Origin of the sequence: Chryseobacterium barbadense, assembly GCF_042849955.1 — a bacterium.
Taxonomy (GTDB): domain Bacteria; phylum Bacteroidota; class Bacteroidia; order Flavobacteriales; family Weeksellaceae; genus Chryseobacterium.
In genome coordinates this window covers 1-3,277 of record NZ_BAAFHL010000123.1, presented here as the reverse complement: position 1 = coordinate 3,277, position 3,277 = coordinate 1, and the positions used below count along the sequence as shown (strand labels likewise).

At 36.5% G+C, this 3,277-nt stretch carries 4 protein-coding genes and 1 pseudogene; 2 read left to right on the top strand and 3 right to left on the bottom strand.

Features of this window, described 5'->3' with window-relative positions:
• Positions 1-693, bottom strand: a 693-nt coding sequence (gene pepE / locus ACGHIN_RS17000) for a dipeptidase PepE (protein ID WP_390456334.1), incomplete at its 3' end; no start/stop codon positions are given.
• Positions 694-876: 183 nt separating this feature from the next.
• Here pepE and ACGHIN_RS16995 point away from each other — a divergent pair.
• Positions 877-1,419: a tetratricopeptide repeat protein gene (locus ACGHIN_RS16995; RefSeq protein WP_390456331.1), complete on the top strand. Its 543-nt coding sequence runs from the start codon at positions 877-879 to the stop codon at positions 1,417-1,419.
• A gap of 42 nt (positions 1,420-1,461) precedes the next feature.
• Here ACGHIN_RS16995 and ACGHIN_RS16990 read toward each other — a convergent pair whose 3' ends face one another.
• Positions 1,462-1,947: a YdeI/OmpD-associated family protein gene (locus tag ACGHIN_RS16990; protein WP_390456329.1), complete on the bottom strand. Its 486-nt coding sequence runs from the start codon at positions 1,945-1,947 to the stop codon at positions 1,462-1,464.
• Positions 1,948-2,155: 208 nt separating this feature from the next.
• Here ACGHIN_RS16990 and fsa point away from each other — a divergent pair, with 208 nt between their 5' ends.
• Positions 2,156-2,809, top strand: coding sequence for a fructose-6-phosphate aldolase (fsa, locus tag ACGHIN_RS16985; protein WP_390456326.1), 654 nt, complete (start codon positions 2,156-2,158; stop codon positions 2,807-2,809).
• Positions 2,810-2,924: 115 nt separating this feature from the next.
• On the opposite strand, the pseudogene ACGHIN_RS16980 reads toward fsa, so the two are convergent.
• A pseudogene (locus ACGHIN_RS16980) lies at positions 2,925-3,277 on the bottom strand (GLPGLI family protein); the annotation flags it as partial.

Below are 3,277 nucleotides of genomic sequence, written 5' to 3'. Positions count from 1 at the left end.
GTTTAATTCACTTCCCACTTCAATTTCATAAGGCTCTTTTCCTTTTTCAAAAATTCTGGTCAGTTCACTGCCTTCTACGGTAATTCGATCTCCAGTTCTTCTGATCCAGTTTCCTTCACGCAATCCTACGACTTTAACTTCATTCTGGGTTAAAAACTCCCTGATTCTGGTCTCTCTGGTTTCTCCGTTATGCTTCAGATCCGGATTAGGATCTAAATAGTGCGGATTCAGATTAAAGGGTACCAATCCCATGCAATCAAAGCTTGGCGGATAAACAATGGGCATATCATTTGTGGTTTTCATATTCTGCCCTCCGATATTGCTTCCTGCGCTGCATCCTAAATAAGGTTTTCCGCTTTCTACGTTTTCTTTCAGAATAGACATCAAACCTTCCTCATGCAGGGTTTTTACCAGTAGAAAAGTATTTCCACCACCGGTAAAGTATCCTTTTGCTTTGTTTAAGGCTGAGATTTTGTCCTCAAATTCGTGTAATCCTTTTACTTTAATATCGATGGTTTTAAAGAAAGATTGTGCTTTCTCCGTATAATCGTCGTGGGAAATTCCACCCGGCCTTGCAAATGGAATAAACACAATTTCATCAATCCCTTCATAGAGTTTAATTAATTCTTCTCTTAAATATTCCAGATATTCTCCGCCAAAAAGTGTTGATGTTGAAGCTAATATGATATTCATATAAGTTATATTGATTAAAATAGTTGCATGACAAAGATAATTAAACAACAACGAATCAAAAATTAAGATAAAAAAAAGTTATAACCCGTTAATCTTTTCTAAAAAAACTTAAAGGTTGCAAAATTTGAGTTGTTATGGAATTATTATTGAATTTGATGATGGACAATTAGAAAATATAAGAATATGAAAATGGTTAAAGTAAATGCAAAAACCTTATTTTTAGGATTAATGCTGATAGGAAGCGTAAGCTTTATCAATGCACAAACAACTCAGACGAACAGTACAACTCAAACAGCTGCAGCAGGTAGCTCCACTATTGACAGCCTTAAAAAACAAATTGAGGCTAATCCGAAAGATACAGAATCATTAGCAAAACTGGCTACGGCATATCAGGAGGCTTCAGATTGGACCAATGCAGTGGAAACATGGAAAAAAATCTCCGTTTTATTGCCGGACTGGGCACCGTCCTATTACAGTCAGGCTTATGCTTATCAGTCAGCCAAAGATGATGCGAATGCAAAGATTGCTTATGAAAAATATATTGCTACCGTAAAACCGGAAGAAATAGAGCAGAATAAGAAAAATTTAGCATACGCTTATTTTTATGTAGCTTTCTCGGAACAGAAAACCGATCCTGCCAAAGCAAAGGAACATATCGCTAAATCATTACAATATGATCCTACTAATGAGGAGGCCATAAAGCTCAGCAAAGCTTTAAATTCATAAATCAAAATTGAATCCGGAAAACTTTCCGGATTTTTATTTTACCTAATTGATCTGTTTACCAAAAAAATCGGTTTCGCCCTTTAAATGCCTGATAATTTTATCAATGTTTCTACGGATGCTTTCTTCCGTTTTCAGATGATGGATATAGCGGATCAATTCATGCTTTCTTGAAGGAATTAATGCTTCAAAATTCTTTAGTACAATAGGATCTTCTTTAATGGCACGATCCAATTCGGGATGTATGGAAATGCTTCTGTCCGAATCATCATAATCAACAGAAACTTCAATGGCTTCACCAATTCTTTTGGGAGAATTCGGGAGCATGGTTAAGTTGATATACAGTCTCCATTCTCCTAAGTATTTCATTAGGTTTTGTTTGAACTCTTTGCCGTTTACAGTTCCTTTCACCGGAATAGGGCTTTTCCTTTTTCCCGAAGTTTCAAAGATTCTCTCTAAAATATCTTCGGGAACAAAAACAAAAGGGTTGATACCTATGATTTCCAGCTTGGCTGTAAAGGTGTTTTTCATGATTAATAAACTATATTACCGTTATATTGACACAACCCGTCTTTTTAGATTTTCAAAAAGCCATCCATTCAAGGAAGGGGAATGTTGCCGTAATAAATATTAGCTGTCATCTACATCAATCTTCCAGCTTCTAACTTCTCCAAAATTAAAATTTTCCACTCACAAAGTATTCATTATCTTTGCAAAAAAATAAATCTACTTAAACGAAATGAAATTTTTTATTGACACTGCTAACCTAGAGCAAATTAAAGAAGCTAAAGATCTTGGAATCCTGGATGGGGTAACTACCAATCCTTCGCTAATGGCCAAAGAAGGAATTCAGGGTGCTGAAGCTATCAAAAATCACTATAAAGCGATCTGCGAGATTGTAGACGGCGATATTTCTGCGGAAGTACTTTCTACTACGTATGAAGATATGATTAAAGAAGGAGAGGAACTTGCTGCTATTCATCCGAATATCGTGGTAAAAATCCCAATGATCAAAGATGGGGTGAAAGCATTAAAATATTTTTCAGATAAAGGAATCAAAACGAACTGTACCTTGATTTTTTCAGCAGGGCAGGCTCTTTTAGCAGCCAAAGCCGGAGCAACGTATGTTTCTCCTTTCCTGGGAAGACTGGATGACATTTCTACAGACGGATTAAACCTGATTCAGGAAATCCGCTTAATTTTCGATAACTATATGTATGAAACTGAAATTTTAGCAGCTTCTATACGTCATTCTATGCACATTATCGACTGTGCTAAGATCGGCGCAGATGTAATCACTTCCCCACTGCCTCCAATCTTAAGCTTATTGAAACACCCGTTAACAGATAACGGATTGGCTCAGTTTATTGCAGATTCTAAGAAATTAGCTTAATCTAAATCATAAAATAAGAATCCCGAACTTTGTTTCGGGATTCTTATTTTATGTAGCAATTAAAAAACAGGATGATCCTCTTGTTCACCCTGCTCTCAAATTAGAAAAATATCTACTAGTTAACCAAATCCGGTTCTATCGGATTGTTATTCTTTTTCAGTGCTTCTTTGGTTCTCTTTTCCATTTCCCTGAATACCTGATTAGGATCCGAAATTTCCTTTCCGTCCTGCGTTCTCATTTTGATGACCATTCTATTATTGGAGTCACCGCTGTTTCTCATCATCATTTCTCTCATATTCTTGGATGGGTCGTTTACGTAAGCTTTCCAGGCTTTTTTGAACTGTTCCTCTGTTACTTCAAGCTCTTTTCCGCCCATTCCTACTATTCTTATATTCTCTGGAAGCTGGGTTTCTGTTGATGGAGCAGCAGCAGCCACCTTTTTGTTTCCCACCAAGGTCATAATGTGTG

Excerpts from the sequence above, each read along its gene's own strand:
- fsa (WP_390456326.1), top strand. The coding sequence starts at position 2,156 with ATGAAATTTTTTATTGACACTGCTAACCTAGAGCAAATTAAAGAAGCT.
- ACGHIN_RS16995 (WP_390456331.1), top strand. The coding sequence starts at position 877 with ATGAAAATGGTTAAAGTAAATGCAAAAACCTTATTTTTAGGATTAATG.
- ACGHIN_RS16990 (WP_390456329.1), bottom strand. The coding sequence starts at position 1,947 with ATGAAAAACACCTTTACAGCCAAGCTGGAAATCATAGGTATCAACCCT.